Source organism: Roseibium sp. HPY-6, assembly GCF_040530035.1.
Taxonomy (GTDB): domain Bacteria; phylum Pseudomonadota; class Alphaproteobacteria; order Rhizobiales; family Stappiaceae; genus Roseibium.
In genome coordinates, this window is the sequence record NZ_JBEWCD010000001.1 from 404,719 (window position 1) to 429,474 (window position 24,756).

Consider the following 24,756-nt stretch of genomic DNA (forward strand, 5'->3'; position numbering starts at 1 on the left):
CGCTTTAATCATTACGTCAGAAAAAAGCGGGCTAAAGCCCGCTTTTCAGTCTTAAATTCAGTTCCTTAGGCAACGTTTACCGGAATCTGCGCTTCGCTTCCTTCAACATCGAGCACGACACGAATTGTTTCGCCCATCGAGCTATGATTTTGAAGCGTCGCTGCATCTTGCCAGTCGTGCGCTGTGCCTTGACCGTCAAGGTCAACTTCCAGCCTGACTGCGCCGTCCGCCTGTTTTTCAGCGCGGACAAATTCACCGGCATTCGCAGCCGTTGCAAACGCTCCGTCGAGAAGTTCTCCAAGATCGATTTTGTCGCCGTCTGCGAATGCATAATCCGTAATGATATCGGCCTCGGCAAGCGAGTTGAGGACAAACGTGTCTGCGCCGCCGCCACCGGTCAAAGTGTCGGTACCGAGACCACCTATCAGAACGTCATCCCCATCAGTCCCGACAAGGATGTTGTCGCCGTCGTCGCCTTTGATGACAGATCCCGTAACCAGAGTACCCAACTCGGCAACATCAGCTGAAGCCGCAAGACTTTCCGTCTGTGTCTCATTGTCAACGGTGGTGTTCGTCTGTTCTGCCGCTGCAACCGGTTCGGACGACGAGGTGGTTTCGTCTGCTCGAACTTCAATCTCGACGGCTCGGGTCACAACAGAACCGTCGGCATGGACGAGTTCAAGCTCGACTGAGTCTCCACCCTCATACCCTGCAGCGGGAGTGAACGTCACCGTGAAGTCATCAGAGACGGAAACTTCACCGTGTTCTGGAGCGCCGGTAACCGCGATCTGAGACAATCCCGCCTCGACTTCTTGTGACGATGCGGAATAAAGCACCAGCGCAATTCCGGCTGCGATTGCCGTTGATTGACGCACGGTTTCTTCAACGTCCTGTCCATCTTCGGATGCGACAGAGAAAGAAACACCGGCATAGCTGCCTGTGCTGCCGTCGGCTTTCGAAAAAGAGCCTTCAGCGTAGATGGAATTGCCTTCCTCATCCCGATAGACACTCTCAGCCTCAAGGCTGATTGCCTCTATTCCAAGCGCTTCCAAAGACTGCAATTCACCTTCTTGCGTCACGCCGTCGGAATTCGCATCCTGCCAGACTTTGATGGTGTCAAATGCAGCATCATTCTTATCGATCACACCGTCGGAGTTGGCGTCAAGTGAGGCAAGCGCTTCGAGTGAATCCGCATAAGAACCACCATTGAAGATCTCCGAGAACACTTCCGTGCCATTTTCGATTGCACCGGAACCGTCGAGATCAGCGACCAGCAGGCCATCGTCTTTTCCAACCCATCCGGACTGCTCGACCTCACCGTCATTGTTATGATCAAAACCGACACCCGCCGCTGCCGACACCAGCTCGATCCCGTCACCGTCCAGATCAAGCACAATCGGGTCTGATCCAAAACTGAAATCTGAGGCATCAAGGTCTGTCGAAGAGACACCTTCGATCACCGCCACAAACTGATTGTTGACGTTGTCGAAAATGGTTGCATTGCCCGAACCGTCGTCTCCGACCGAAATATCGGCGTAGGTCAGCCCCCCAGTGATTACAATCGTGTCGATACCGTCCTGGAAGTCGGTAACGCGATCAGCGCCGGAAAGCAAAGCACTGCCCTCTCCGGCTGCAAACACGAACCCATCTGCACCAGCACCACCGGTCAGCGTGTCTTGATCCGCACCGCCTGCAAGCTTGTCGGCACCGGAACCACCAATCAGCCTATCGTTACCCGCCTCACCAAACAGAGCATTTTCACCACCCGCTCCTGCGATCAAATCATCGCCGCCACGGCCCCAGATCGTATTGTCGCCCGCATCGCCAACGATGATGTCCAGTGAATTTGAACCAATCAGGTTTTCAATGCTCACCAGATCATCGTGTTCGATTGTATTGTTGGCGATGCCTTGCGTCAGTGCAGTCCAGCCCAGGCTTCTGTTGGCGATCGACGTGACCCAGGATTGATCCATTCGCGCAAAAATCCCAGCAGAATCGCCAGAATAGTCTGCGACATCAACACCTTCACCACCATCAAGAAGGTCAAAGCCGGAACCGCCGGCGAGGCGGTCGTTGCCGTCTTCACCGAACAGCTGGTCATTGCCGGCAAGGCCGCCGATAAAGTCTCGGCCATCCCCACCCTCTATGACATTGGCTTCATCGCTTCCGATGATGAGATCGTTGAAGTCGGTCCCAATGATACTCTCAACATCAACGAGATCATCGTGCGCAATGGTACCATCGGCAATTCCCTGGGTCAGAGCGGTCCATCCAAGCGACCGGTTGGCCGCAACTGTCGCCCAAGGCTGATCAAGACGCACATAGACCGCTTCGGAAGTAGCAGAATAGTCAGCCGTATCGATTCCGGCACCACCGTTAAACGTATTGATGCCGATCCCGGCAAGGAGCAGATCTTCGCCGCCATTGCCGTTGAAGACAACGCGGTGATCGCTGCTTACACCGGTCGTATCGACGGTATCGGTTTCGTCTCCACCGGTAAACGTAATTGCCGTTGCATCGAGATCCGTACCGCTGAAGTCGCCAGAGACGATGAGATTGTCGGCCCCGCCCATACCATTGATGTCGATATGATCGATATTGTCGAGTTGCGCCACAATCGTGGAGGCACCATTTCCGACGGCGCGTGACACGACCACTTCGGTATTCGGGTCAAGCGTTTGTGCGGCCCCACCAAGTCGCGCGTTGTAGTCGGCAACCGTTTCGACATAGAAAGTTTCGTCAGTGGTATCGCCGTTTACGACAAACGTATCCGTTTCCGTATCACCGGTCCCGCCGAGCGTACTTCCCTGAACCTGATCCTGGCCGTCTCCAACGTTCCAGACGAGCGTATCGTCCCCGCCGCCGCCAATGGCCACATCGTCCCCGGCGCCGCCGACGATTAGATCGTCGCCGTCATTTCCAGAGAGTGTATTTGCCTGATCATTTCCGACAAGAATGTCATTGCCTGTGCCGCCGGTAGCGTCATCAAGACCAGCGACACTGTCCAGGCCGATGACTGCCGGATCAACACCATCGCGATCAGTCGCCGTCTCTGCGGAAACCGTCTGACCAAGATAGGTTTGTTCCTGATCACTCAGGTTGACGAAGACACCAGACGACAGGTTCGAATAATCGATAGGCGTCAATGTGCCTGCCGCATCGATACGCACGGTGAAAGTTCCGTCGTCTGTCGTATCGTCGTCGGAATCCGTCGCGTTATACGTGATGCTCAAATCAATGAACTGTTCCGATCCGTCCGGCGCCGTGTGATCGAGCGGCTGCACGAGCAAGAAATCGTAGCTACCGGTTCCTTCTGCAGAAAGCACAGCGATCAGGACGACGTTGCTGTCCGTTGTGTTTCCAGGAGCTGCGCCGGTATATCCGACGAGAACACCGTTTATATAGGTGAAATTGACAAGCTCACCACCGGAATACAACGCGTCCAGACTTCCGTTGTGGTCTGAGAAAGAAATAGTGTCGGCGGCAATGGGTTCTGCGAAATCAACCGAGCGTTCAACCGGCGATCCGTTCTCACCATTTGCGTCGTCTTCCCCCCAGTCGATCGCAAGATCCGCGTCGGCGATGGCGCGAATGCCGTCTTCTTCAACAAGACCATCTTCGGCAACGCCGATCTCCGGTCCGGAATCTCTCACCCGGAAGACGGCGGTCGCCGTATCCGTGTCACCATCTCCATCCGTTACGGTAAACCGCATCCGGAACGTCAGCTGATCGGCCCGGCCGTCTTCATTCGCATCCGGGTGATCAAAGCCGACGAATTGCTGGTAGGTATAGCTGCCGTCAGGATTGACAATGATTTCAAAGGCCTCGGTCGTCGTGCCTTCAAGGACACCCGTAACGGTGATGACGCCGTTAACGTCTGTCGTATCCGACCAGACGATGGGAAGGCCTTCCGCCGACAGAATGCCCTGCCGTGCGGGGCCGCTCGCGTCCGTGTCGATTGCACGAATGTAGTCTCCGTCGGAAACAAAGGTGATCCCGGTGACCGTGGCGCCGTCTGCACCGCCGTCAAACTGAAGTTGGCCTTCTAGTGTGGTATCAGAGCTGCCCTCGTTCCGCGTGATACCGGATCCGCGCCTGAAGGCTTCGGGACCGTCATCGTCGAAGGTGACGTCTGCGCCGATCGAAACTTCATTTGTGGCAGTGTCGCCATCGGCGTCTGTCACTGTCAGCACCGCTGACAACTTGCCATCCAGCGAAATAAATTCGTCGGAGGTCGTTGTATCTGGATGCGACAAGGACTGGAACTGAACGATGCTAACGTCGCCGTTTTCAGCCAGATGAACAGCAAAAACAGCGTCTCCGTTCCCATCGATGCGTCCCACGACAAGACCGTCTTCCAGGGAAAGCGTGATCGCTTTGCCTTCGGTGGTCGTCAGACCTGAATTGGGATCGTCAATACGCAGGGAAAGATCAATGTCCGGATCATCATCTGCGCCACCGACAATGTCGAACCCGACAACGCCAAAACTGGCATAGATCGGTCCGGGCAAATCATTGTCCGAACCCGGGCGTTCAACATCTTCGAAGAGTTCAACGACGTCCGGATCAAATTCTCCGGTTGACGGATCGAAGACATTGTCGCTGTGCAGACCATATGTTTCATCAATGCGAACATAGTCTTCAACCCAGATATCCACTCCCGGAATATCGTCGGTCACCCGAACGAGCAGCTGTCCGGACAGGTTGACAGTATCGCCGTCTCCATCAGACACCTCGATCACGGCGCCGAAATTGATCTGCTCGAGCGTGCCGGACACGGTGCTCAGCGTCGTGTTTTCTCCGTTGCCGGCGACATGATCGAGCTGGTCGTGCAGACGGAGTATGTAATCACCGGTTTCTTCCAGCTCCAGGCTGATCACCGGCCGGTCATCGAAGGAATCGAAGCTGCCGCTGCCATCATCGACAAACCCGATAAGGAAGGACGCGCCGGCGGCATCCACAACATCGAACGTGAGAGCCGCGCCCTGGGACTGCAGACCCAAGGCTTCCATTTGCGATATGGCATCGGAGGAAAATCCGAATCCACCCGTCGCGCCCGGCCCGTCCGCGCCGAAGTCGGCAATTGATGCAAATGAGCCCTGCGCCAAAGCCGGTCCGATGAAATCGAACAAACCGGTCGTCGAACCATCCGCATTGCCGTCGCCCGGCTCCGATCCAAACGAAAACGGATTGACAATATCGTCTTCGTCGAGCGTGACAGTTTCGACAGTGTCTCCAACGACGAGCATGTCGTCATCAACGGCAACGGAGAATGTGGACGTACCCGTGTCACCGTCACTATCCGTGGCAACAAAAAGGAAATTCAGGATAACGTCGTTTTCGGCTTCTCCGGCAGGATGATCCAGAGCGTCTTGAAGATCGAACTTGAATGAGCCGGTGTCTGTATCAAAGAGTTCGACTGTGAAAACAACGCGTCCACCCGCCGTTGCGGTCAATATGTCGGCTGTCGCGTTGAGGCTATAGGTGAGAGCGTCCCCGCTTGAGGTCAAACCAAGTGCCTCAAGGCTCTCGATCGTGCCTCCGGTACCTTCAACGAACGTGACGGCACGGTCGCCTATACCCGCGCTTGTGCCACCATTTTCGACGCTGTTCTCGTTGTCAGCCCCCCAAAGGACGCCGAGATTTCCGAAAACAGTCGTCGGATCGCTGTCACTGTCCAGCAGAGCGTTGGTGATCGTAGCGTTGTCGCCGGTTGCCTGATCGTTATTGCCGTCGACATTGTCGTCGATACCGCCCCCGCGCTGCGTCGACAAATCGTCTTCGTCAACCACAGCCGAGACCCCGGTCTGAATGTCGAGCGTCCACGAGACGAGTTGACCGGTGTCGCCGTTCAAGGTGTCGGTTACCTGTAGCGTCCAAACTCCAAGTTGATCGCGGCCCTCAAAAAAATCAAGGTTGAGCGTGCTGTCAGGTCGCCACGTGCCCACGATGTTCGTATTATCGGTTCCAATGGTGTTCGCAGCATCGTCGTCAAACGAAACGACACCGTCTACCGGTTGTATTCGCGCAGTGGAATCCTGTATGAGCCTGATTTCCGTGCCGTCCGGATGCACCAGGAAAACGAGCAAATCGCCGCTGAAACTGTGTTGAAGTTCCAACGACACGTTAACGTCGAAAATGGTACCCGGTGTCGTTACCTCGATCTCGGAAAAAATCGTGCCGCTTGTGTCGACTTCCGGAATGCGCAGCTCCGCCGTTTCGGTAAAGGAAGTTAGCGCTAAACCATCGACTATATGAATGTCGTCGGTCCGGAACAGCGGACCGTCGTCGATTGCCAGAACTTCGAAACTGCCGAGCGCGCGATCGCCATCGCTGTCTTCCGCCAGATAGTTGAAGCTCAAGGAAAGCGCATCCTCGTCGAACGGCGTCGTGTCCTGAATGGGATGATCCAGAACGTCGTCGAGAATGAATGTATAGGATCCACTGTCATCGTCAGAAAGAGCCACGCGGAACACACTGCGTTCCCCAGCTTGGCCATACTCCGCGTAAGCAGTTAGTTGGGTTCCGTCGCCGGACAAAACATAACTCAGCGCATCTCCGCGGGATGTCAGCGAAGTAAGATCGATGCTGTCGCCGTTTCCGTCGAGGACAGAAACGATGCTGGCAGGATCTGCGATCAGACCGTCCGCGGCATCCGAGAAAATGACGGACCGCTGGTCTGCACCTGCTGCATCATCCTGTACTGGTAATCCGTTCAAATCGCTATCAGCAATGTCGTTGTCGTCAGCACCCCAGACAATGTTGAGCGATCCGGAAAATCTATCGGTAAGCGGCGCACCCGCCTGACTGGCAGCACCGTCAAGTGGAAACGGATAAGGATCGTCGAGCCCTCCCTCCAGCTCCTCCTCTTCCACAACGCCAAGCTCAGCTTCACCTGTTATCGGCGCGTCGTCTGCAACCGTTACCCGGAAATCACCTTCCACTATGTCGCCGTCGCTATCGCTGGCAACGAAGGTAAAGTCCAGATCCCAGGCCTCGGTCTGCCCGCTCGTGTGGTCGATATTGCCAAATAGTTCGAATGTGTAGGACCCGGTCCCGTCATCGGACAGCGAAACTTCGAACACCTTGTCTGCGTCCAGTCGGCCTGCCCCTTTGTAGGCTGTCAGAACCGTATCGTTTTCCGAAAGGACGTATTCAAGCGCAACAGTGTCCGATGTGGTTGCCTGTGTTGGCTGGTCCGCGATCGGCGCGAAGGTAATAGATCGGTTGCCGGCAATGCCGGGCGTGTCCTGTACACCGCCGGCATCATCGGTATCGGCATCATCGGCGCCCCAAATGACATTTAGCTCGCCCGATTGCACAAGCGCGTCGGCATCGGGATCCGTACCTGATGGCAGATCACTTTCCTCAACCGTGCCCTGCTCAGCCGTACCGGCGAGTGGTTCATCGTCGACGACAGTCACACGGAAGTCGCCCAAGACCGCGTCGCCGTCACCGTCCACGGCGAGAAAAGCAAAGTCCAGGTTCCACGCCACTATCTGGCCAATGGAGTTTGGTGGATTGTGATCGATGTTGCCGAGAAGCTCGAAGGTATAAGAGCCGGTACCATCGTCGGAAAGCGAGACCTCGAACACTCTGTCCGCTTCCAAGCGGCCTGCGCCACTATAGGCGGTCAGAACAGTGCCGCCCTGCGAAAGAACATATTCCAGGGCTTCACCACCTGAGGTGGTCGGCTGGGTCGGCTGATCTGTGATTGCCGCAAACACGACCGAGCGGTTTCCGGTACCGCCTGGGGAGTCCTGGAATTCGCCATCGTCGGCGGCATCCGCATCATCCGCTCCCCAAACGATATTCAGGTCGCCTGTTTTTGTAAGCGCGCCCGGGTCAGGATCCGTTCCGTTCGCAAGATCATGCTCCTGCACCGTACGTTGAACGGCATCCCCTGCTTCCGGCTGGTCGTCAATGATCGCTACGGAAAAACTGCCGACGACTGAATCACCATCTCCGTCACTCGCAATATAGTTGGCCGTCAGGTTCAAAGATGACGAGTCCACACCCACTGCAGGAGCTGGATGATCAAGATTACCGAAGAGTTCGAAAGTGTAAGAACCGGTGTCGTCGTCGAAAAGCGTCACTTCGAACACTTTGTCTGCATCCAGACGGCCGTCGCCTTTGTACGCCGTCAAAACCGTATCGTTTTCCGACAACTCATATGTCAGCGCTACGCCATCGGAGGTCAGGCCCGGGTCTTGTGTAAACGGTGAAAAGACGACGGACCGGTTGCCGGTACCGCCAGGGGCATCCTGGGTGGCGCCGTCTGCCGCGCCGTCCGCGTCGTCAGCACCCCACTGGATATTCAGCGCGCCGCTCGCCACCAGCGCCGATGATCCCGGGTCGGTCCCATTGCTCAAAGCCTGTTCGTCAAACGATGCCAGCTCGGAGTCGCCCGCTTCAGGCTGGTCATCGATGATGTTGACCGTGAAGGTGTCGCCGTCGGCGTCTCCGTCGGTATCGATCGCGTTGAAACCAAATACCAGCGGAATGCTGTCGCCCTGCCCCGCAGCAACGTGATCCAAATTGCCGAAGAGGTCGAACGTGTACTGACCGCCCAAGGATGCGCCGGCACCGACAACGTTTAACGCAACTGTGAAAACGAGTTCGCCTGATACCGATTTGGTTGCAGAAAGTGTCTCTCCGCCGTCAGCGTTGGTCACCACATTGAAGATCAATGTCTCGCCATCAGATGTCAGGCCGCTTGGCAGTCCATCGAATTCAAGCCTGACGTCGCTGCCTGCATTGTCTCCGAAAAAGACATCCAGACTCGCAGTGGCAGAGACCGGATTGTTCGGATCGGTGCCTTCGGGGAGGTTTTGTTCGTCCAGCGTGCTGTCGACTGGCGTGCCGATTTCCGGAGATGTGTTCTCTTCACCGTCTGAAAAATCGTCGACAATGAAATTACGTTCCGTGGGGCCTTCCCCAACGAGCAGGTCGGCCACGTTGAGACCGTCACCCAGGGCACCGATATCGGTCGGCTCAAACGTCTGTCCGGAACTTTGCACACCGCCAAGAGCCGTCGCCAGATTGCTGGTGTCTCCCGCCGCGGTCTGGATTTCATCTGCCAGTTGAACGCTTGCAAGAGAGACGAAGTCATCGAGCGACAGAAACTCCTCATCACCGACAATGAGGAAGTCGGCAACACTGTCTCCGACAAAAAAGTCCTGGATGATGACCATGCCGCCGTCGGCGAAAATCATCTGCAAATCACCGTCGATGCGGAAGAACGAAATCGTCTCATCTAGGATTTGCCGCAGGTCGACAAACTGGTCTGTTCCCTTGAGCATCACGATGCTCTGTTGGGCAAGCGGACGTTCAACCACCAAAGGACCGGTACTTTCAGCAATAGCCGAAGCGCTCTCTGTTGTTGCCGGAGGGGTCGCTTGCGCTATGCGGACAAACTCGTTCATCGCCAAACACTCTGCACTTTGTGATCAGTTTTTCTAAAATCAGGCTTCAAACATTTACAATTTTTTCACCAAACAGGAAAGACACGCACACATTAACTTTAGAAAAGGTAAACACTCATGATGGGATTTGATCAAAATCGTAGCCCCGTATAGAATAAATTCAAAAAATTATTCAAAATAAAAAGTATTTATTGTATAATATACAAGATTTTTTGTTAACTAATACAAACAAATGAACATGTTGTGAGAAATAATATTTCTGTACGCAGCAAAAATGCCAAAAAAATGAAACTTTTTATCGAAATACCTTCAACCACCTAACTTCTTCATCGCGAGGCTCACGTAAGTTGGCAAGGTGGAGTATTCAATTGGCATTAAACCGATTTCGCGAGATTGAAATTCATTTGGCAAACATTGCAATACCACCAAACTAAATCCCACTCTGAATTAAAGAGCTAGGGAATCACTTAGCGCCGCATTTCTACTTTTCTTTGTGAAATTATGGCCAAACAAAATTAAAAATCCCAGAATTCAGAAGCAAAAAAACGGAAATAAGATTTAAAATCAGACACATCTGATTTCGAATTCACCTAAAACGCGGCGATAATAATTACTTTTAGCTCAACGAATACACGGATTTCTGGAATTGAACACCATCAATTGTTCAATCCTGTTGCCTTACAGTGCAATCATGAGCGCAATGCCTGTGGAAATCGACTTTCAACAGGATGGGTTTCGCGCCCGATTTAGGGCGAAAATGCGGCATATCTCCGGGTAAGCGGGTTTCAAATCACAAAATGCCAAGACTGCATTCACGAACGCAAGACATTCAACTTTAAGGAGAAGCCCGTAGTCCTCAGCTCTCAGATATGTTCGAACGCGTCCGCATCCTCGCCCATCGCTTTATGCAGAGCGGCGGAAACCTGGCCACAAAGACCGGCATATTCCACAGAGGTTCGAAACGCCTCATTGCGCTGAAGGTGTGTATCGATCGCAATGTCTGCTGCAATGCGCCCCGGTCGAGCCCGCATGACGGCAATCCGCTCGGAAAGGTAGACGGACTCGAAAACGGAATGTGTGACAAAAACGATCGTCAGATCAAATCGCTGCCAAAGCCGCAGCAGATCGTTGTTCAACTTGAAACGGGTGATCTCATCCAAAGCGGCAAAGGGTTCGTCCATCAGCAAAACCCTTGGCTGCGTCACGAGGGCACGCGCTATCGACACCCTCATCTTCATACCGCCTGACAATTCGCGCGGATAACTTTGTGCGAACTGGCTCAACCCGACCATTTCAAGGGCTTCGAGGATCCGTGGACGTGCGGTTCTTTCCACGACGCCTTTCAGTCGCAAGGGCAACCGGACATTTTCATAAACCGTTGCCCAGGGCATCAGCGTCGGCTCCTGAAAAACGAAGCTTAGATCGTGCTCAAGTCGGTTTGCCGGTTCTTGTGGCCAGGTCACTTGACCACCTGATGGATCTGCAAGACCGGCAACGATGCGCAGCACCGTCGACTTACCGCATCCGGAAGGTCCGAGCAGCGAAAGGAATTCTCTCGGCCGGATAGTGAGGGTGAAATCTTCAAGAGCGACAGTGCCATTCTGAAAGCTCTTTGAAACGCCCTTCAGGGAGACGATGGCGGGATTTTCGGCAGGCTGACGCTTCATTTTCCGGTCACAAGTCACAATCAGACCCGGCAATGCTTAAAGTGCCCGAAGCGCTGCATCAATGGCGAAAATGCTTGCTCACGTCAAAGCTGCTCATGGGTAATGGATATTCTGTACAGGGAAGTCCTGATATGCCCGTGTTGCCGAAACGGAGGCCCACAGCGCACAAAGGTTTTTGTCTCGACAAAGGCAGGCGTTTCGCGCCAGCGCGCGGGCCTCTGACAGAAGAAAAGACGGCCCCGAAAGACCGCCTCGTTTTTTGCTGTATCAGGCTTCGGAACGATTCCGGCGCCATCCCATGAAGCCAAGGGCGCCAAGGCCGGCCATCAGGAAAGGAAGGGCCGCAGGGACCGGTACAGCCTGTATTTCGGCCACCAAAAACTCAGCGGTGTTCCCGCCCCTTAGCGGCGATTGCACGGAAAAGTCCAGCTGCGCGTAAAACGAATTGGCAGGCAGCACTCCAAGCGCTATCGAAATTGCCTGAATGTCATTGTCGCCCGAAACACCCGGGTCGTTGACATCGGTGAAAGCTCCAAGCAAGTCCCCGCCACCATTGAAAACGGAGACCTGTTCCAGAAGCCGCGAGGGATCGTTCACTCCCACAAGGTCCAGATCCTGGAAAGTAAGGTTCAAGACCGACGCGGACGTCGTGCTCACGGCATCAAACCCCAAGAACAGCGACTTCGTGTCTCCGTTCAGGGGGATGAGAAAGCCGACACAGTCCGGTCCAAGTGTACAGGCATCGGTATCCACGGCGGTTCCTGAAAACGGCGTACCGAAAACATCATTCACCTGGAAACCGACCGAACCGGCATTTGCTGATGTTATGAGACCAAGACTGAGCAGTCCGGCCGCAAGTATTTTTTTGTACATGATTGCACCTTCTAAAATAGGCGTTAGTTTTAGTATGCCGCTACCCAGAAGATGCTCACGACGGTGACTTGTCTCAATTGAACACTGATAGAATTATTTTCAAAAACGCGTGAAAATTTCCAGTTATCAGGTGAAGCACAAAGGTATCACGCAATATTTACTCACACTCTGCTTCTTTACTGGCTGAATTTATTCAATTTCTCGTGTGCAGCGACGCGTCTGTTACCCCGCTCAAAAAAGCGAACTAGCAAGCAGGCAGTTCAGCATGCCCAAGGCGGTTCGAACAGTCGCAAGACGTCCAAGCGGAATGTGCATGAAAAGACGCACGCCTGCGAGGCAGCTGTTTCGAAGATGGTGCGGGCGACGGGACTCGAACCCGTACAGCCTAGGGCCGAGGGATTTTAAGTCCCTTGTGTCTACCAGTTCCACCACGCCCGCGTATCCCTCACCTATCCGGCCTTGCGGAAATTCGCAAGCGACGGCGTGTGGTTTTGGTGAATTCGGCAGGAAGTATCCACGGCGGCCTCGATTTGGCGAAACCGCATCTGGAAATTGTCGCCGCCGGACGGTATGTGAACACACAGGCAAAAGAAAAGCGTGCCCGAGGCAATACCTATTCTTATATTGCTCTGATGGCACCAATTGTGAGACATGAAACCCCATGGTGAGCTACATTGACGCTGCGGAAGCTCCGCTGAAAAACACCGGTCAGGTAAGGCTGTACGGGCCGGATGATTTCAAAGGCATGATGCGCGCCGGACAGTTGACGGCGGCGTGTCTCGATGAGCTCGCGGCAATCGTCAAGCCTGGTACTACCACGCAGGAAATAGATGATTTCGTCTACCAGTACGGTGCCGATCACAACGCCCTGCCGGCTACACTCAACTACCGGGGTTACACAAAGTCCTGCTGTACCTCCATCAATCACGTCGTCTGCCACGGCATCCCGAACAACAAGGCCTTGCGCGAGGGCGACATCGTCAACATCGACGTCACATTCATTCTCGACGGGTGGCATGGTGACTCCAGCCGGATGTATCCGGTCGGACAGCTCAAGCGCGCCTCAGAGCGCCTGATCGACGTGACTTATGAATCCCTGATGCGCGGGATCGCGGCCGCCAAGCCGGGAAACACGACCGGCGACATCGGCGCCGCCATCCAGACCTATGTCGAGGCGCAGCGTTGCTCGGTCGTTCGCGATTTCTGCGGTCACGGGCTTGGGCTCCTGTTTCATGATACGCCCAACATCCTGCATTACGGTCGTCCGGGAGAAGGTGTGGAACTGAAGCCCGGCATGATTTTCACGATCGAACCGATGGTCAATCTCGGCCGCCCTCACGTAAAGGTCTTGAGCGACGGGTGGACCGCTGTCACCAGAGACAGGTCCCTGTCTGCGCAGTTCGAACACTCCATCGGCATCACACCTGAAGGCTGTGAGATTTTCACCACGTCGCCTGGTGGCATTCATAAGCCCGGACGGCCGAACGACTAAACGCAGCAAGAGGCCAACAGGTGGCGGATAATCCGGATGCTTCCACGCCGGCGCAGCATCATAAAGGGCATCGCCAAAGACTGCGGGAGCGATTCCGGAAGTCGGGTGAGGACAGCCTCGCTGATTATGAGTTGCTGGAGTTTCTGTTGTTCGCAGCGCTGCCACGCCGTGACACCAAACCGATAGCCAAAGCGATGCTTCAGCGGTTTGGATCTTTCTCCGCCGTTCTTGCAGCACCGCGCGAAAGGCTGCGCGAGATATCGGGCCTATCCGACGTCAGCATCGACACCATTAAGGCCGTTCATGCCGCAATCGCCAGATACCATCGCGCCGAACTGAGCGATCGCCAGCTGCTCGATTCCTGGTCCAAAGTCATTGCCTATCTCCAGGCTTCAATGGAACTCAGCCCCGTTGAACAGTTTCGTATTCTGTTCCTTGACAGGAAAAACGGATTGATCGCGGACGAGGTTCAGCAAACCGGAACCGTAGATCACACACCCGTCTACCCGCGCGAAGTTATCCGCCGCGCGCTCGAACACTCCGCGACGGCGCTCATACTCGTCCACAATCATCCTTCGGGCGATCCGACGCCGTCACGCGCGGATATCCAGATGACCAAGAAGATCGTCGAAATTGCAAAGCCATTGGGAATTGAAGTGCACGACCACATCATTATCGGCTTGAGGGACAACGTAAGTCTTCGCGCTCTTCAACTGATTTGAAACCAAAACTACAATTTTACTTTTCGCTATTTTCAAAGAAAAGTCTGCGCTTTAGCTGCCAATATTCACCCGCCTCCACGTTTGTTACAATTTTACCGGTTTTTTACTAATATCTTGGGAGCATTCTTTAACCTGCCTGTCTGATACTCAGCCCACATCAACTGGGCCTTTGCATGAACAGATCAATCAAAAACTCCGGTGGGCACATCGCAAGCGCGATCATTTTCCCAATGCTGATCGTAGTGATGACGTCCGTGGCAACCATCTTCGGACTGATGAGCTGGTCGGCACGACTGTCTGACGAAGCAGCCGAGGAGTCGCAGCACAAGCTTCTCGCCGGCGCCGTGCAACTCACGCAAAACTACATCTCCAAAAAGCAAACCGGTGTGGTCATCTGGGATGAAGCTTTTCACGCCGTGAATGATCCGGTTCCCAACAGGAACTGGATCCGCAACAACATGATGAACTGGTTGTCCAGAAATCATGGCTTTACGAGATCGGTCCTTGTCGACTCCGATTTTGAAGTCGCTTCCGTTTACGCACATGACGAAAACAGCGACTGGATGTCCCCAAAGGTGCTCGACGAATTGCGGCCGGCAATCGCCAAGGTCCGCGCGCGCTACATCACTTCATTCAAAAAGACACCATCAGGCCTCTTCCGATTCATGCCGCAAAACGGCGACACGCACCTGTCGATTGCCGAGACCGGTGTGGTGCCACTGACCGGCGAGCCCTTCATGTTCACAGCCGCAGCTGTGGTTCCTCAGATCCAGTCTGTCTTCGCCGAGCGGCAGCCACCGGCGGTGCTGGTGAGCATGATCCCGCTGCGCGGCCAGAAGCTCGCCAAGATCTCTGACATGTCCCGCCTCGACGGTTTTGTCCTGGCGAATGAGCAGACGGACCGAAGCGGCGTCGGTACCTACCAACTGGAGTCTCCCAGAGGCGAGAATATCGGTGTAATCGCCTGGCAGGCGAGCCGCCCGGGCACACAGATGCTCGAGCGCATCAACCCGTTTCTTGCAGTCGCAGCTTTTCTGATTGCCGCTGTCGTGATTGCAGTGACCCTGTTCACGCGTCAGATGACCAAGCGACTTGCACGAAGTGAAGCCAAGGCCGTTCATGCCGCGAGCCACGATGCGCTTTCAGGTCTGCCCAACAGGTCCAGCTTCCAGGCCCTTTTGACGAGCGCGCTTGAAACTGGCGAGCAGAACGGCACAAACACGGCCGTCGTTTATATTGACCTGGACCACTTCAAGGATATCAACGACACGCTTGGCCACTCCGCAGGCGATCGGGTCATCGTTGCCGTTGCCAACCGACTGAAACAGGTTCTTCCGAGAAACGGCATCGTTTCGCGTATCAGTGGCGATGAGTTCGCCATGGTCATCAGCAAGTGCGAAAACGACGAGTGGCTGGAGTACATCCTGGATCAGGTGCAGGATGAGATTGCGAGGCCGGTCAAGGTCGGCAGCCGTGAAATCTTCGCCAGTCTTTCCATGGGCGCGGCCATTGCACCCAAGGATGGCAAGAACCCGGACGAATTGCTGCGCAAGGCGGATATTGCGCTCTATGACGCAAAGGCGAACGGCAGAAACCGCCGGTCTTTCTTCGAACCGACCATGGAACATCACGTTCAATCCAAGGACGAGATGTCCCGCGAACTCCGGCTTGCGCTTCGAAATGACCAATTGGATCTGGCCTACCAGCCACAGTCGGATACGGATGCAAAGAAGATCGTTTCCGTAGAGGCACTGGCTCGCTGGACTAAGGAAGACGGCACTGTCGTGCCACCGTCCCAGTTCATTCCTGTCGCGGAGGAAACGGGGCTGATCAATGATCTTGGCATCTGGGTTTTGAACAAGGCTTGCGCACGTGCGCATGACTGGCCCGGTGTCGTTGTTTCGGTCAATGTGTCTCCGAACCAGTTCAAGCATCCCCGCTTCGTTGAAAAGGTCATGGCCATCCTGGCGGCAAATGATCTGCCGCCGCAAAGGCTCGAAATCGAGGTCACTGAAAGCGTGTTCGCCGGGCGCGACGATTCCGTTCTGAACGCCCTGAGACGGCTGAAAGGCCTGGGGGTCAAGGTTGCTCTGGACGACTTCGGCTCGGGTTACTCAAGTCTGAGCTATCTTCGCCGCTTCCCCTTCGACACGCTGAAGATCGATCGTGACTTTGTGTCCGATATGAACGGCAATCCGGAAGCGGAGGCGATTCTCGTCTCGATCATCCAGCTCGGTAAAGCACTTGGAATGACGATCGTTGCCGAAGGCATCGAGACGATCGATCAGATCCGCTTCCTCCAGGTGCATGATTGCCACCGGATGCAGGGTTACTTCATTTCAAGGCCGCTCACCAGCGTCGCGCTGAGCAAGTTCCTGAAGGACTTCCACAATGAAAACTCGGAAGACCTTGCGGGGAGCTTCGATGCGAGGCCGCGCGCTGCAAAAGGCTGACGGCTTAGTTTGTTGACCGCCTGAAGCCTGCGGCAAAACCGGCAAAACTCTGAAAAGGCTTGTCCCGTGCCTGGACCAGCCAGCCCGAAGCGTCAGCAGATGCCGACCTTAGCCCTTCCCTGCCGTAGTCGGTTCGCACCATGTCCTTGAACCACGCAACGTGCTGAAGCTGACGCCGTTCAGACAAATCACCCTTTGAAAGATGTGCATGATGGGAACGCGCATGCGCGACCAATTCCGGAATTCCGGCCCCCGTTTGCGCCGAAACCTGCACAACCGGCACAGTCCAATCGGTGTCGGATTGCCGGCTGAGCGACAGAGCGCCCGAGACATCTGAAGCTGCCCGCCTCGCCATGGCTCCAAGATCGGATTTCGTGACAGCGACCAGATCCGGCAGCTCCATGATCCCCGCCTTCATGAATTGAAGACTGTCTCCGGAGCCCGGCTGAATACACAACAATACGGTGTCTGCGACCTGTTTCAGATCGCCTTCCGATTGACCGATACCGACGGTCTCAACGATGACCAGGTCGCAAACCGCCCTCAGGACGGAAATTGCGGCAACCGATTGATCCGAAAGACCGCCCAGGCGACTACGCGCAGCCATTGAGCGAACAAATACGGCGTCGTCGGACGGATCCGTCTTGAGCCGCGTGCGATCGCCCAGCAATGCACCGCCCGTAATCGCGGATGACGGGTCAACCGCGAGCACCGCAACACGTTTTCCCTCAGATCTGAAGGCCTTGATCAACGCGTCGGTCAGGCTCGACTTGCCGACGCCAGGTGGTCCGGTCAGTCCCAGAACGTGTCCCACTGCGCCTGTGCAGGCATTATCCAGGAACAACGCCGTATCGCTCTCTTGCGCGTGGGTTTCCAGCCGGGTCAGCACACGAGCGAGCAGCCTTTTGTTGCCTGCGCGCAATTCCGCCAGTGATGGAAACCCGCTCAAGAGATTACCTCGCAAGTTGCCGGGAATAGCGACTGATCAGGCCGGTTTGCCATGTTTCAGGGCTGATTGTGCCGCGGCCAGCTTGGCGATCGGAACCCGGAACGGCGAACAGGACACATAATGAAGGCCAACACTTTCGCAGAACGAAATGGACGCCGGATCACCGCCATGCTCTCCGCAGATGCCGAGTTTGATGTCGGCGCGGGTTGATCGACCCCTCTCAACACCCAGTTTGATCAATTCTCCGACGCCGTCCGGATCGAGCGAGACGAACGGGTCCTGTTCCATAATCCCCCGGCTTTGATACGTGCCCAGGAACGAGGCTGCATCATCGCGCGAAATTCCAAAGGTCGTTTGGGTGAGGTCATTGGTCCCGAAGGAGAAAAACTCGGCAGATTCAGCTATTTCAGCAGCCTTCAGCGCCGCACGGGGAAGCTCCACCATCGTGCCGACCTGATAGGTCAGTTCCGTACCCGTTTCTTTGGCGACAGCCTTGGCCATGGCTTCAATGCTCTGCCGGACATGGTCCAGTTCGCCCTTGAGACCGACCAGCGGAACCATGATTTCCGGCACCACCGATGCACCTGTCGTTTTGGCAGCCTCAACGGCCGCTTCAAAGATCGCCCTTGCCTGCATTTCGGCAATCTCGGGATAGGAAACAAGCAGGCGGCATCCGCGATGGCCTAGCATCGGGTTGAATTCCTCAAGTGCAAGTGCACGGTCCCTCAAACGTTCCGGATCGGCTCCCATTGCTCTTGCAACCTCGCTGAGCTCCTCCTCTGACTTTGGCAGGAATTCATGTAAGGGCGGATCGAGCAGCCGGATCGTGACCGGCAGCCCGTGCATGATTTCAAACAGATCCTTGAAATCCTGACGCTGCATCGGCAACAGTTTTGCGAGCGCGCCGCGCCGGCCCTCTTCCGTCTCGGCGAGGATCATTTCGCGTACAGACACGATCCGTTCGCCCTCAAAAAACATGTGCTCCGTCCGGCAAAGCCCGATGCCTTCCGCGCCGAATTCACGCGCCACTTTCGCGTCCTGCGGCGTTTCGGCATTGGTGCGCACGTTCATGCGGCGAAAGGTGTCCGCCCAGCCCATCAGGGTGCCGAAGTCGCCCGAAAGCGTGGGTTGCAGCATTTTGACTTCACCGGAAAGCACCTGTCCGGTCGCACCGTCAATCGTAATGATATCGCCTTCCTTCAACTGGCGCCCGCCCGCATTAATGACGCCGTTGCGATAGTCGATCCGCAACATTCCGGCGCCGGAAACGCAAGGTTTACCCATGCCGCGAGCGACAACGGCCGCATGGCTTGTCATACCGCCGCGGCTGGTCAGAATGCCTTCAGCAGCATGCATGCCGTGAATGTCCTCAGGGCTGGTTTCAACACGGACCAGGATCGTCTTCCGTCCTTCAGCCTTTGCCTTTTCCGCTTCATCGGACGTGAACACGATGGCTCCGGACGCAGCCCCTGGCGACGCCGGCAGACCGGTCGACACGATGTCGCGTTCAGCCGACGGATCGATCGTGGGATGAAGCAACTGGTCGAGAGCACCAGGCTCGACGCGGCCGACGGCCTCCGTTTCGCTCAGCACACCTTCTTCGACAAGATCGACCGCAATCTTGAGCGCTGCCTTCGCCGTTCGCTTGCCGGCGCGCGTTTGCAGCATCCACAACTTGCCTTTTTCGATCGTGAACTCAAGGTCCTGCATGTCCTTGTAATGCGCTTCGAGCTTCGAACAGATCGTCTGGAATTCTCCGAAGGCTTCCGGCATCAGGGCTTCCAGCGACGGGCTGGAAGAGCCCGCCTCGATCCGGGCTTTCTCCGTGATATCCTGAGGGGTACGAATGCCGGCAACGACGTCCTCGCCCTGCGCATTGACCAGGAACTCGCCGTAAAGCGCATTCTCGCCGGTCGACGGGTTCCGCGTGAACGCAACGCCTGTCGCCGAGCTGTCACCCATGTTCCCAAATACCATCGCCTGCACATTCACGGCTGTGCCCCAGCTGCTTGGAATGTCATGGAGACGCCGATAGGTCACAGCACGCGGCACCATCCAGGAACTGAAGACGGCGCCGATCGCACCCCAAAGCTGTTCTTGCGGATCCTGCGGAAATGGCTTGCCCAGTTCTTCTTCAACCAGAGCCTTGAACCTCTCGATGATGCCCAGCCAAGCGTCGGCATCTATTTCCGTATCGAGCGAGAGCTCATTCCGCTCCTTGTAATCCTCCAGAATTTCCTCGAACTCGTGATGGTCGAGGCCAAGCACGACATCGGAGTACATCTGAATGAAGCGGCGGTAGCTGTCGTAAGCAAACCTGCGGTCGTCGGCTTCCCTGGCGATCGCCTCGACGGTTTCATCATTCAGCCCAAGGTTAAGCACAGTGTCCATCATGCCGGGCATCGAAACCCGCGCGCCCGAGCGCACCGAAACAAGCAACGGGCGGTCAAGGTCGCCAAACTTGCGGCTTGTGGCGGAACCGATCTGATCGAGCGCTGACGTGACCTGCGCCTTGAGCTCCTCCGGATAGGTTTTATCGTGCTCATAGTACCAGGTGCAGACTTCCGTGGTGATGGTGAAACCGGGCGGAACCGGCAGGCCAAGGCTGCTCATTTCAGCAAGGTTGGCGCCTTTTCCTCCAAGCAGATTGCGCATCTCCGCTGCACCTTCTGCTGCACCATTGCCGAAACTGAAGACCCACTTGGCCATTTGATATACTCCTCGCGTGGCTCCGGAGACGACACGTCCCCGTCATTTTTTGCGCCGCACATTCCTGCTACGGCAAAGAATTGTCTTCAAGTCCTTTTTGGTCCAAAGCCGCATTGTTTCCGCCCGTTACGAAAGATTTCCAACGGCGGGCAAAATCAAAAGGATTTAAACCCTCAGAAAGTTTCGTGGATGCCTTGCCGCACAGCCTTAAAGACGCCATTCTCAAGGGCAATAAGCGAATTACTTCTGCCCATCGATCGAATTGTGCGAGGAATAATGACAAACTTGGCCAGCGCCGTTTCCCGGATGGACTCCAAGAATTCCAGGTTGAAGGCTCTAGCCCTGGTAAGCGCCATCGCGCTGATGCCCGTTTCCGCGTTCGCCGAGACAGATGCAAAATCACAGGTCTTCGGCACCCCGTCCAATCTGCCGCTGACACTCTCCGGCAGCTATCTGTCGGGACGATTGGCAGGTTTCCAGAAAGACTACGGACACGCGGCCGCTTTTTACGAAGAGACCCTCGCCGCCGACCCGACCAACACGATGCTTCTCGAGCGAACATTTCTCTTGAAACTCGCCAATGGGGATGTCGAGGACGCGGTCCATTATGCGGGCGAACTGGAAAAAGCCGGTCTGAAGAACTTCCTTGCGCAGCTGGCGCTTGGCGGACAGCGCATTGTCGAAGGCAGCTATACGGAAGCGGATGAAACCCTCGCAGCTGGCCGGAATGGCCCGCTAGCTCAGTTGTCGGTGGGCATTTCCCGAGCGTGGTCGCTCTATGGCAGCGGCAAGATCGATGAAGCGCTCGTCATCATCGACAATCTTCAGGGACCGGACTGGTTCGGGGTCTTCAAGGCAACACATAAGGCTCACCTTCAATTTGCAGCAGGGCGAAACGAAGACGCCTTGAGAACCATCGAGGGCGCTTACGCGCTCGATCAGGCAGCAATCCGTGTTGTGGACGCTTACGCTCGGATCCTCGCGGCGAATGACAGGAAACAAGACGCGATCGCTGTCCTTGACCAATACGACGAACAGTTTCGCGGCCACCCAAAGATCGAGCAAACAAGGGCGTTTCTGGAAAGCGGAGAAGTCATTCCGCCGATGGTGAGCGACCCAGCGGAGGGCATGTCGGAAATTCTCTACGGTCTGGGCGCCGTCATCGGGCGCGACGGTGGAGAGGAACTGTCGACATCCTACCTGCAACTTGCGCTTCACATGGATCCAAATGCCGAGTTCGCCGCAATCGCGCTTGGAAGTGTGTTTGAGCGGATGGAGCAGCCTGCCAGGGCGATTGACGCGTTCATGCGCGTGCCCGACGACAGCGTCCTGAAACGCGAAGCCGAAATCCAGGTCGGCCTGAACTACAACGCATTGGAAAAGGTCGAAGAGGCACGCGAGCATCTGGAAGCCTTGATCACCGCGGATCCGTCGGATCTTGAAGCTGTCATCGCCCTCGGCAACATCCTCCGGTCCCACGAAATCTACGAAGAAGCGGAAGTCGTTTATACGCAAGGCATTGACACGATCGCCGAATTGGAACCGCAGCATTGGCTCCTCATGTATTTCCGCGGTATCACTCGGGAACGGCTTGGAAAGTGGGATATCGCAGAAGCCGATTTCCGCAAAGCGCTTGAGCTAAATGAAAATCAGCCGCTTGTGCTCAACTATCTCGGATATTCGCTCGTCGACCAGGGCCTGAAGCTCGACGAAGCCCTTGAGATGATAAAAACAGCCGTCGAGCTGCGCCCGACGGACGGGTACATCGTCGACAGTCTGGGATGGGTTTATTACAGGCTCGGCCGCTTTGAAGAAGCGGTGAAGGAGCTCGAACGAGCCATTGAGCTTCGCCCTGCCGACCCCGTCATCAATGATCACCTCGGAGATGCTTACTGGATGGTTGGCCGCCGAAACGAGGCACGGTTCCAGTGGAACCACGCACGTGATCTCGGTCCAACGGAAAAGGATCTTCCGAAAATTCTCGACAAGATCGCGAACGGACTGCAGGAGACGCCGGCTACAGACGCTGCGAAGGCGGATAGCGACCAGAACGGCGGGTGATCCCGGACACCATGACCACTCGAAAGGGAATGCAAACCCGGGCAGAACTTGCCCGGGCCAAGGTGAACTTGGCGCTGCATGTCACGGGTGTGCGCAAAGACGGATATCACCTTCTGGAGTCGCTGGTGGTTTTCCCCCAGATCGGCGACAGACTCGCAGCAGAGCCATCTGACAAGCTCGAATGCGTGGTAGAAGGCCCGTTTGCGAACGATCTTGAAGGTCCGCCTGCAAGCAACCTGGTGCTGAAGGCAGCGAAACTCTTTGCTGAAATTACCGGACAGTCCGACCTCGCCGTCAAGCTGACACTCAGCAAACGCCTGCCAGTCGCCTCTGGCATTGGCGGAGGGTCAAGCGATGCCGCGACCACGTTGCGTTTGCTGGAGGACTTTACGGGAGCTTATCTTGCGGATGACCAACTCCATCACCTCGCCCTGTCGCTTGGAGCAGATGTGCCTGTCTGCCTGAACGCAGAACCCCGCATCATGCGCGGTATAGGGGGCGATTTGTCGCCGGCGCCACGATTGCCGAAAGGCGGGATCGTTCTCGTCAATCCCAAGGTAGGTGTCTCAACACCTGAAGTTTTCAAGGCATTGACAAAAAAAGACAATCCACCGATGAGCAGACTGCCGGACAGCTTCGAATCCCTTGAGACGATGGTTGCGTTCCTCAAAGAGTGCAGGAACGACCTTCAGAAGCCGGCAACCGATCTTTGCTCTGTCATCGGCGAAACAATATCCGCTTTGCAATCCGATGAGCGTGTCCTGTTGACGAGAATGTCCGGATCAGGTGCCACGGTGTTTGGATTGTGCGACGCGGAAGTGTCCATGAACATTGAGCGCACCTTGCGCGCTGCACATCCGCAGTGGTGGATCGCATCCGGTGCATTGTCCTGAAAAGCCAGAAAACACTCCCGAATAGCACTCAAGCGTTACACTGAGATCCAGGCGATCCGGTTTGGCACAGGCACGCGGTGCCTTTAGCTTACACGCGAAATGCAGAACGCAACGGCATCCGCAAGGGCATCATTGTGTCGGCCCGGCGGGAGCGTGTCCAGCGCCCTCAAAGCCTTGTCGCCATAGGCGCGTGCACGGCTCACTGTGTCGCTGAGCGCGTCATATTTCTTCAGCAGTTCAATGGCCTGCTCAAGATCGCCCTCGCCGACTTCCTCGCCTTCCATGCATCGTTTCCAGAACGCCCGGTCCGCGTCGGAACCGCGTTCGACAGCGAAAACGACAGGCAAGGTAATCTTTCCTTCGCGGAAATCGTCACCGACATCCTTGCCAAGCTCGGCGGATGACCCGCCGTAGTCCAGTGCATCATCGACCAACTGGAAGGCATAGCCAAGCTCCAGGCCGTAGGTACGGGCAGCCTGTTTCATTGCCGCGTTTTGCGCAGCGATCACGGGACCGACCTCGGCAGCAGCTGCAAAAAGCGCGGCTGTCTTGGCTTCGATGACCCGAAGATAGTCGGCTTCGGACGTCGTGATATTCTTCGCAGCGCCCAGTTGGAGCACTTCGCCCTCGGCAATGACAGCAGATGCAGACGAAAGAATATGGAGAGCCTCAAGCGAGCCCACATCGACCATCATCTTGAATGCTTGTCCGAGAAGATAGTCGCCAACAAGAACGCTCGCCTGATTACCCCAGAGCTTGCGTGCGGCAAGTTTCCCGCGGCGCATGTCGCTTTCATCAACGACATCGTCGTGCAGTAAGGTCGCCGTGTGCATGAATTCGACGCTTGCGGCCAGGGTGACATGTCCGCTGCCCTGATATCCGAAGATATCCGCAAACGCGAGCGTAAGCATGGGGCGTAGCCGTTTGCCACCGGACGAAATGAGGTGCTTGGCGATTTCCGGAATCAACTCCACGTTGGAGCCGGCCTTTGAAAGAATCAGCTCGTTCACTTCGGCCATGCCCGGGGACACAAGGTCCACAAGCGCCTGGATGCTTGGACGGCGAGACTGGCTGTCAGAATATGTTGCGACAACGGCCACTTATGGCACTCCCTGAATATTTGTGCGGACAATATGGTGCGAACGCGTCCGGGGCAAGACGCCAGTCAGTTGACAAACTGTTGAAATGCCACAATCAGCTGATTTTGCTGTAAACCAGCTTGACGGGGCGTTTATGGCAAGCGCCCGCCTTTAAGCCGCTAAGCCCGGAAAACAAATGGAAGAACTACTCCGAACCAACGATCCAGTCCTCATTTCCTTTCTGGAATCCATCCTCGACGAAGCTGGCATCAAGCATTTTGTCGCAGACGGAAATATGAGCATCATGGAGGGCTCACTTGCGATGATTCCGAGACGCATTCTGGTCGATGCGGATCAGATCCAAAAGGCGCGCAATCTTGTCCGGGATGCAGGACTGGAACATGAATTGCGGCCCGCGAGAGATAGTTGCTGA

General features: G+C 55.7%; 12 protein-coding genes and 1 tRNA gene. 6 read left to right on the top strand and 7 right to left on the bottom strand.

Translation table 11 applies throughout. The features are described from left to right. Positions 1-65: 65 nt before the first annotated feature. The 4 genes from ABVF61_RS02005 to ABVF61_RS02020 all read right to left on the bottom strand — a co-directional run bounded on the left by ABVF61_RS02005 (position 66) and on the right by ABVF61_RS02020 (position 12,403). Complete coding sequence (locus ABVF61_RS02005; RefSeq protein ID WP_353991854.1) at positions 66-9,425, bottom strand: T1SS-143 repeat domain-containing protein; 9,360 nt, start codon at positions 9,423-9,425, stop codon at positions 66-68. A gap of 863 nt (positions 9,426-10,288) precedes the next feature. Continuing rightward, on the bottom strand, positions 10,289-11,092 hold the full coding sequence (locus ABVF61_RS02010) for an ABC transporter ATP-binding protein (protein ID WP_353991855.1): 804 nt from the start codon (positions 11,090-11,092) through the stop codon (positions 10,289-10,291). A 267-nt stretch (positions 11,093-11,359) separates the two neighbouring features. Continuing rightward, positions 11,360-11,965, bottom strand: a complete 606-nt coding sequence (locus ABVF61_RS02015; protein ID WP_353991856.1) for a VPLPA-CTERM sorting domain-containing protein — start codon at positions 11,963-11,965, stop codon at positions 11,360-11,362. A 352-nt stretch (positions 11,966-12,317) separates the two neighbouring features. After that, positions 12,318-12,403, bottom strand: a tRNA-Leu gene (locus ABVF61_RS02020). Between the two features lie 223 nt (positions 12,404-12,626). On the opposite strand from ABVF61_RS02020, the gene map reads away from it, so the two are divergent. From map to ABVF61_RS02035, 3 genes are all read left to right on the top strand, one after another. After that, positions 12,627-13,457 (top strand): type I methionyl aminopeptidase, encoded by an 831-nt coding sequence (map, locus tag ABVF61_RS02025; protein ID WP_353991857.1) that lies wholly within the window; start codon positions 12,627-12,629, stop codon positions 13,455-13,457. A gap of 20 nt (positions 13,458-13,477) precedes the next feature. Further along, positions 13,478-14,179: a RadC family protein gene (radC, locus tag ABVF61_RS02030; RefSeq protein WP_353991858.1), complete on the top strand. Its 702-nt coding sequence runs from the start codon at positions 13,478-13,480 to the stop codon at positions 14,177-14,179. Between the two features lie 173 nt (positions 14,180-14,352). Then, positions 14,353-16,632, top strand: a complete 2,280-nt coding sequence (locus tag ABVF61_RS02035; RefSeq protein ID WP_353991859.1) for a bifunctional diguanylate cyclase/phosphodiesterase — start codon at positions 14,353-14,355, stop codon at positions 16,630-16,632. Between the two features lie 4 nt (positions 16,633-16,636). On the opposite strand, the gene meaB is transcribed toward ABVF61_RS02035, so the two are convergent. Together meaB and ppdK are read right to left on the bottom strand one after the other, a co-directional pair. Further along, positions 16,637-17,581, bottom strand: a complete 945-nt coding sequence (gene meaB / locus ABVF61_RS02040; protein ID WP_353991860.1) for a methylmalonyl Co-A mutase-associated GTPase MeaB — start codon at positions 17,579-17,581, stop codon at positions 16,637-16,639. A gap of 36 nt (positions 17,582-17,617) precedes the next feature. Continuing rightward, positions 17,618-20,290, bottom strand: a complete 2,673-nt coding sequence (ppdK, locus tag ABVF61_RS02045; protein WP_353991861.1) for a pyruvate, phosphate dikinase — start codon at positions 20,288-20,290, stop codon at positions 17,618-17,620. 276 nt (positions 20,291-20,566) lie between these two features. Between ppdK and ABVF61_RS02050 the strand changes: the two genes are divergently transcribed. Together ABVF61_RS02050 and ABVF61_RS02055 are read left to right on the top strand one after the other, a co-directional pair. Continuing rightward, complete coding sequence (locus ABVF61_RS02050) at positions 20,567-22,351, top strand: tetratricopeptide repeat protein (RefSeq protein WP_353991862.1); 1,785 nt, start codon at positions 20,567-20,569, stop codon at positions 22,349-22,351. Between the two features lie 11 nt (positions 22,352-22,362). Continuing rightward, positions 22,363-23,244, top strand: a complete 882-nt coding sequence (locus ABVF61_RS02055) for a 4-(cytidine 5'-diphospho)-2-C-methyl-D-erythritol kinase (RefSeq protein ID WP_353991863.1) — start codon at positions 22,363-22,365, stop codon at positions 23,242-23,244. 83 nt (positions 23,245-23,327) lie between these two features. Here the strand turns inward: ABVF61_RS02055 and ABVF61_RS02060 are convergent, their stop codons facing one another. Next, the gene (locus ABVF61_RS02060) at positions 23,328-24,344 is read right to left on the bottom strand and encodes a polyprenyl synthetase family protein (RefSeq protein ID WP_502949924.1); all 1,017 of its coding nucleotides are present in this window, start codon (positions 24,342-24,344) and stop codon (positions 23,328-23,330) included. A gap of 175 nt (positions 24,345-24,519) precedes the next feature. On the opposite strand from ABVF61_RS02060, the gene ABVF61_RS02065 reads away from it, so the two are divergent. Beyond that, complete coding sequence (locus ABVF61_RS02065; RefSeq protein ID WP_353991864.1) at positions 24,520-24,756, top strand: putative signal transducing protein; 237 nt, start codon at positions 24,520-24,522, stop codon at positions 24,754-24,756.

Coding starts and splice junctions, on each gene's coding strand:
- ABVF61_RS02005 (WP_353991854.1), bottom strand. CDS start 9,425: ATGAACGAGTTTGTCCGCATAGCGCAAGCGACCCCTCCGGCAACAACA.
- ABVF61_RS02010 (WP_353991855.1), bottom strand. CDS start 11,092: ATGAAGCGTCAGCCTGCCGAAAATCCCGCCATCGTCTCCCTGAAGGGC.
- ABVF61_RS02015 (WP_353991856.1), bottom strand. CDS start 11,965: ATGTACAAAAAAATACTTGCGGCCGGACTGCTCAGTCTTGGTCTCATA.
- map (WP_353991857.1), top strand. CDS start 12,627: ATGGTGAGCTACATTGACGCTGCGGAAGCTCCGCTGAAAAACACCGGT.
- ABVF61_RS02035 (WP_353991859.1), top strand. CDS start 14,353: ATGAACAGATCAATCAAAAACTCCGGTGGGCACATCGCAAGCGCGATC.
- ppdK (WP_353991861.1), bottom strand. CDS start 20,290: ATGGCCAAGTGGGTCTTCAGTTTCGGCAATGGTGCAGCAGAAGGTGCA.
- ABVF61_RS02050 (WP_353991862.1), top strand. CDS start 20,567: ATGACAAACTTGGCCAGCGCCGTTTCCCGGATGGACTCCAAGAATTCC.
- ABVF61_RS02055 (WP_353991863.1), top strand. CDS start 22,363: ATGACCACTCGAAAGGGAATGCAAACCCGGGCAGAACTTGCCCGGGCC.
- ABVF61_RS02065 (WP_353991864.1), top strand. CDS start 24,520: ATGGAAGAACTACTCCGAACCAACGATCCAGTCCTCATTTCCTTTCTG.